The following is a 5,488-nucleotide window of genomic DNA, read 5'->3' on the forward strand; positions in this document are numbered from 1 at the left end:
CGGTGGCACCGGTTGTTCCCTTACGCGTCTGTGTCCACCAACTGCGGGTAGACCGCTTCGAGGGGTGCGCTGAGTCCGGCCTTGAGCTGGACAGACGTGCCGTCGGCGAGGACCTCGTACTCCCCTGCCTCAGTGGCGTCGAACACGGTGCGCACCAGCACGGCCGGGTCGAGCTTCGGGCCGGTGGCGTGCGCGGCCATCGCGGTGTCGACGTATGCGACGTGGACGCCGACGACGTGCACGCCGGCGGGAGCGAGTTCGAGGCGGAGGGAGTTGGTCGCGGACCAGAGGGCGGCTTTGGTGGCGCTGTAAATGCCGGCGACGGCGTACCAGCTCAGGGCCGAGTGCATGTCGATGATCATCGCTCCGTCCTTCACCGACAGGACCGGAGCGAACGCGCGGGCGACGAAGAGAGGCCCGAGAAAGTTCGTCTCGACGTTCCTGCGGATCTCCTCGTCCGTGTGGGTGAGGATCCCGGCACTGGAGACCGACGCGCCGGCGTTGTTGATCAACACGGTCACATCCGGTGCCGCCTCGACCGCTGCCTGGATGGAGGCCGGGTCGGTGACGTCCAGGGCGAGCGGAACGATGCGCTCGTCGTTCCAAGTGCGGGGGGTGCGGGCGGACGCATAAACCTTTGCAGCTCCCCTGGCGAGGGCTTCGTGCACGAACTGCGTGCCGATTCCGCCGTTGGCTCCGGTGATGAGGACGACTGCTCCGTTAAGTGAGGGCATGGCTGTTTCTTCTTTCTGATCGGTACGGGGTATGTAAGGTCGGCGGCGGACGGCCCGCGGCAGACGATTAGGCGTGTGCCAGGGCCGGATAGTCGGTGTACCCGGCCGCGCCGCCGCCATACAGGGTTGCCGGGTCCACCTCGTTCAGTGGCGCACCAGTGCGCAGTCGCTCAACAATGTCGGGGTTCGCCAGGGCGAAGCGGCCCAGCGGCGCGATGTCCGCGAGCCCGGCGTCGATGTCGTCGGCAATCTGCTCACGGTCGCGCCCATAGCGGACGACGAGGGTGGCTGCAGGCCACGCGTCGCGGAAGGACCGCAGCAGTTCGTCGTCACCGAGGTGATGTACGTGCAGGTACGCAAGGTCCAGTGTGGCGAGTTCGCCGACCAGGTGGCGGTACTGTGTCCGGACGTCGGCGGGATCCCCTTCGTTGATTCCGCCCAGCGGGAACGCCGGTGAGATGCGGATGCCGGTCCGGTCTGCCCCGATCTCCTCGGCCACCGCGCGGGCGACCGCGACGACGAACCGGGACCGGTTCTCCACGGATCCGCCGTATTCGTCCGTGCGGTGGTTCGAGTTGGGCGAGAGGAACTGGTGGAGCAGGTACCCGTTTGCGCTGTGGATCTCCACGCCGTCCGCTCCCGCTGCGATAGCGGAGGCTGCGGCGTGGCGGAACCCGGCGATGGTGGCCTGGATGTCTTCGGCAGTCAGCTCACGCGGCACCGGCGTCTTCTGCGGGCCCGTTGGAGTGAACATGTCCTGCTCGGCCGAGATCGCCGATGGGCCAACGGGCTGACGGTGGTGCGGGGTGTTATCCGGGTGCGACATCCGGCCGACGTGCATCAGTTGGATGAACAGGGCTCCGCCGCCGGCATGGACCGTGTCGGCGATCTTTCGCCATCCCTCGATGTGTTCGGGAGTGTAGATGCCGGGGGTGTTCAGGTAGCCCTGGCCGTCCTCGGACGGCTGTGTGCCCTCGGTGATGATCAGCCCGAGCGAGGCGCGTTGGCCGTAGTACTCGGCGGCCAGTTCCCCGGGGGTGCCGTCCGGGTTTGCGCGGCTCCGGGTCAGCGGGGCCAGCGCGAGCCGGTGCGGCAGCCCCACATTGCCGAGGGTGAAGGGTTGCCAGAGGGAGGAAGTCATGTGTGCGGTCCTTTGCGTCGCGGGTAATAGCGCCACCACTCCGCCGGGACGGAACACCGGGGTTCGGCCCTTGCGTGGGAGAATGAACGAAGGAACACTCGAACCCACACAGTAGTGACTACACTCATAACTGAGTGCAGTCAGAATCTATTCCGGAGGATCCATCACCATGTCTCTCGCCTCCCAGCCGGTCGGACGGCGCGAGCGGAACAAGCAGCAGAAGCTGGACCGCATCACGGCCGCGGCAAGCGAACTGCTGGCCGAGCACGGCATCGAGGATGTCACGACCCAGCAGATCGCCGACAAGGCGGACATCGGCACCGGGACCCTGTTCCTTTACGCGAAGACCAAAGGCGAACTCCTCCTCCTCGTGCAGAACGCACACTACGCCGAAGCGCTTCAGCAGGGTCGGGCTGATGCCGAAACCACCCCGGATATCCTCGATGCGGTGCTGGCAATCGTACGGCCGATCGTGGAATGCAATCGCGTCCAGGTCGACAACGGACGCACGTACCTGCGGGAAATGGTCTTCGGTGATCCCGCGGAGCCCCGTCACGCTGAGGCCCTCTCCATCGTCGCGCAGACCGAGGAGGCCATCGCTGCCGTCCTGGGCAGGCAGGAGCTGCCTCGTGCGCAGGATGCCGCTACGACGGCCCGCATCGTCAGCGCCATCATGTTCCTCAGCATGGCAGCGACCGTGAACGCCGCATTGAGCATCGACGAGATTGTTCAGGACATCCGGACCCAGGTCGGCGTACTGCTGTCTCGCTGACACAATCAAGTGCTCGCACTAACGCCCGGTGTCCACCGATTGCCTGGGGTCGTGGATCGGCAGAAGAACGGCCACCGCTACTGTACTGAATGCGCAGCCTCTCACCGGGAGCGCGGTTCGCGGCATTCCGGGTTTTTAAGTCCGGCCGGGCAGCAGGTGGGGTCCCATCCGATCGGTCCGGGCCGCCATGAGTGCGTCGGTAAGCCGCCGGACGCCCCTTGCCCGCACTTCGTCTGTGGGCGGCACGGTGCAGGACTCGCTGGTGCAGGCCAGCAGCGCTGCCGTGACCTCCGCGATCAGAGCCGGGGATGGGCTAAACCGGTATCCGCCGTCGGCAGGGTCGTCAGAAGAATTCAGCGCCCTGGTGATGAACACGGCGGCCTGCGTCCTGCTCGCCATGCCGAGTTTCCTCAGAATGGTTGAGGTCAGATTCTTCACGGTCTTTTCCGCCAGCGACATTTCCTGGCTGATCTGGCGGTTGGTCAGCCCTCTCCCCAGTCGGATGGCGGTATTCATTTCCTGTCTCGTAAGGGTCAGGAGTCTCCTATCCAGGGACTGGGTTGCGGGCCCGACGAGCGGGGTAACGAGCGCGGTCCGGAACCGGCCGCTGTACGCGGTGTGCCCGGCCAGGGCACGGCGGATGAGCCTGAGCTGTTCGCAGCTGCCGTCCTGTTTGGACAGGCACCCCCATGCGCCGGCCAGAATCGAGTCGATCAGCACGGCTTCGTTGGCATCTCCGGTCATCAGGAGGCACCGGATGGTCGGGTCCGCCGCAGCGATGGCCCGGCACACGTCGGCACCTGAACCGTCGGGGAGCTCATCGTCAAGGATGACCAGTTCCGGGCGGAGGGCAGGGATTCGCCGGAACGCCCGGGGCGCGGATCCTGATTCTCCGGCGATGCTGAGACCATCGGACTCCAGCAGATGGCGCAGGCCCCGTCTCACGACCTCGTGGTCGTCCAGCAGATAGACGCCCCGGCCGGCCAAAGGGGGCGGCGGGTGGATTTCCGGTTCAGCCATCATCGCCATTACGTTCCTTCGCTTTTAAGGCACCGAAGGCGTGCTGGATGATCCCGTCCGGTCCCCATCCAGCGTGCATCCATGCGCACACTGCACGACAGGCCCCACGCTAAACCGATAGTGCCGACCCAACAAGGGGCCGCGTGGGTGGATCCGTGGCTTTTCTGAAGGTGTTCCGCAGACAACCGGTGTCGTAACCTCAGACCGCCACTAGAGGTCCGTCGGGGAGTATGGCCCAGAGCACGCTCGGGCGGCGTCGGGCGCTCCTGGACACTGCGCGCTTCTCCGATGGCGCTCATGCCTCCGTAGTTCGAACGTGTCGGCCGAGGATTTCGGCCCGTTTCCTGACCGCGCTAACGTAATCGGTGAAAGCCTGCTGCGTGTCGGACGCAAACTCCCGGAGCAGCAGCCCGCAAAGCGGGCCAGTGAACTCTTCTCTTACGAGCAGGTGCGTCATGCCGCCCACCGGTTCAAGCGTGAAGGTGCGCACCCCGGTGAGCAGGCCCAGAGGCAGGCCCTGGGTCCAGGTCATCACCTCGCCGGGCATCTGCTGGACACGCAGCCGGAAGGTGCGCTCCCCTCCGGTGTGGGTTCGGATTCTGATGGTGCCACCGTTGCGCAACTCGCCCCTGATGTGCGTAATGCCGGATTCCCATACGGTGAAGTTCCGTGCATCGGTGATGACGTCCCAGACGGTGGAGCTTCGGGCTTTGATCAGCGTCTCGGCCCCGACCGAGTGCCGGGCCATGCTGTGACCCTGCCCGAGCGGGCGCCGGGTTGTGGGCACCTGGTCTGTAGACATCAGCACGCAGCCCAAGGCATTGGCCGCAGGACCGGACCGCCGACGCGACCAGCCAGGCATCGGCATTCTCCACGGCCGATAGCGCCGGCTACGGGCAGCGCCGGGTTCTGGACGGCCATGACACCGCAGCCCTCCGCGGCCGGCAGACCGTGCATCACCAGCACGAGGCTCCCTACTGATTCTTCAGACAAGGGGTTCTCCTTTTCTAAACGGAGTGACAGCCGGTTAGTAGCCCGGCTTCCTGTGGGCAGCCAGAGAGTCCACTGATCGGGTTATTCCTCGCAGCCTCTGCCGGTCCGAACCGCCTGCGGGAACGCCCTCGACGGCTGGCAACCGGCCACCGTGCCGCCCAATGGCATGGAGCGACAGTCTGGCGGTTGCGCAGAAGGACACCGCACCCTGGTCGAGGACTAAGACACCACCTCGTCCATGGTCATTGCATCTGCTGCCAAGCGGTACTGGGTCGATGGCGCTCTCAGACCAGAGCCTTGGTCTTGATTCTTTCGAATTCATCAGCGCTGATTGTTCCGGAGTCCCGAAGAGCCGTGGCTTTGGAGATCTCGTCGCTCGGACTAGGTGCAGCGACGCTGCGGATGTAAGCATCCGAGGCCTCCCGGTTCTCCTGGGCCCGTGCCATGGACCGCTCCGTCATGCCCCTACCGCGGGCAATCACGTAGACCAGCACACCCAACAAGGGCACGAAGACCAGGAAGAGGATCCAGACGGCTTTCCACCAGCCGCTCAGCGTGTCGTCGCGGAACAAGTCGCCGATGACGGCGAACAACGCCCAGAGGAAGGCGATGAACGCGTATACGAGGAAGAACCACCAGAAAATATCCCAAAAGTTTTCCCAGAAACTCATGTCAACTTCCCTGCTTTCTGTAGGAGCGGTGTGGGGCGGGAATGCAGCCGGGCAGGACTGAGGCTAGCTGCAGACCTGCCCGGAGGGGCCTTGAGGTCAGCATTTAGTCGCCGCCTGGAGGTCACTGACCGCGGCCTGGACGTTGGCGGCGTCGTCC

The 5,488-nt window shown here is 65.2% G+C and carries 6 protein-coding genes; 1 reads left to right on the forward strand and 5 read right to left on the reverse strand.

What is annotated here, in order from left to right:
- Positions 1 to 20: 20 nt before the first annotated feature.
- A complete protein-coding gene (locus tag AC1D1S_RS18845; protein WP_476995178.1) occupies positions 21 to 734 on the reverse strand; it encodes an SDR family oxidoreductase in 714 nt (237 codons plus the stop codon).
- A 67-nt stretch (positions 735 to 801) separates the two neighbouring features.
- On the reverse strand, positions 802 to 1,875 hold the full coding sequence (locus AC1D1S_RS18850) for an alkene reductase (protein ID WP_476944604.1): 1,074 nt from the start codon (positions 1,873 to 1,875) through the stop codon (positions 802 to 804).
- A 169-nt stretch (positions 1,876 to 2,044) separates the two neighbouring features.
- Here AC1D1S_RS18850 and AC1D1S_RS18855 point away from each other — a divergent pair, with 169 nt between their 5' ends.
- Complete coding sequence (locus AC1D1S_RS18855) at positions 2,045 to 2,647, forward strand: TetR/AcrR family transcriptional regulator (RefSeq protein ID WP_028276654.1); 603 nt, start codon at positions 2,045 to 2,047, stop codon at positions 2,645 to 2,647.
- A gap of 135 nt (positions 2,648 to 2,782) precedes the next feature.
- Here the strand turns inward: AC1D1S_RS18855 and AC1D1S_RS18860 are convergent, their stop codons facing one another.
- The 3 genes from AC1D1S_RS18860 to AC1D1S_RS18870 form a co-directional block, all read right to left on the reverse strand.
- A complete protein-coding gene (locus tag AC1D1S_RS18860; RefSeq protein WP_476995179.1) occupies positions 2,783 to 3,676 on the reverse strand; it encodes a response regulator in 894 nt (297 codons plus the stop codon).
- Between the two features lie 286 nt (positions 3,677 to 3,962).
- Positions 3,963 to 4,415 (reverse strand): SRPBCC domain-containing protein, encoded by a 453-nt coding sequence (locus AC1D1S_RS18865; protein WP_243177939.1) that lies wholly within the window; start codon positions 4,413 to 4,415, stop codon positions 3,963 to 3,965.
- A 529-nt stretch (positions 4,416 to 4,944) separates the two neighbouring features.
- Positions 4,945 to 5,331: a PLDc N-terminal domain-containing protein gene (locus tag AC1D1S_RS18870; RefSeq protein WP_476995180.1), complete on the reverse strand. Its 387-nt coding sequence runs from the start codon at positions 5,329 to 5,331 to the stop codon at positions 4,945 to 4,947.
- Positions 5,332 to 5,488: the final 157 nt, after the last annotated feature.

The sequence above is a fragment of the Arthrobacter sp. P1_A5 genome, assembly GCF_056406825.1.

Bases quoted from the DNA above. Each gene is read 5' to 3' on its own strand.
- AC1D1S_RS18845 (WP_476995178.1), bottom strand. From the start codon at position 734: ATGCCCTCACTTAACGGAGCAGTCGTCCTCATCACCGGAGCCAACGGC.
- AC1D1S_RS18850 (WP_476944604.1), bottom strand. From the start codon at position 1,875: ATGACTTCCTCCCTCTGGCAACCCTTCACCCTCGGCAATGTGGGGCTG.
- AC1D1S_RS18855 (WP_028276654.1), top strand. From the start codon at position 2,045: ATGTCTCTCGCCTCCCAGCCGGTCGGACGGCGCGAGCGGAACAAGCAG.
- AC1D1S_RS18860 (WP_476995179.1), bottom strand. From the start codon at position 3,676: ATGGCGATGATGGCTGAACCGGAAATCCACCCGCCGCCCCCTTTGGCC.
- AC1D1S_RS18865 (WP_243177939.1), bottom strand. From the start codon at position 4,415: ATGGCCCGGCACTCGGTCGGGGCCGAGACGCTGATCAAAGCCCGAAGC.
- AC1D1S_RS18870 (WP_476995180.1), bottom strand. From the start codon at position 5,331: ATGAGTTTCTGGGAAAACTTTTGGGATATTTTCTGGTGGTTCTTCCTC.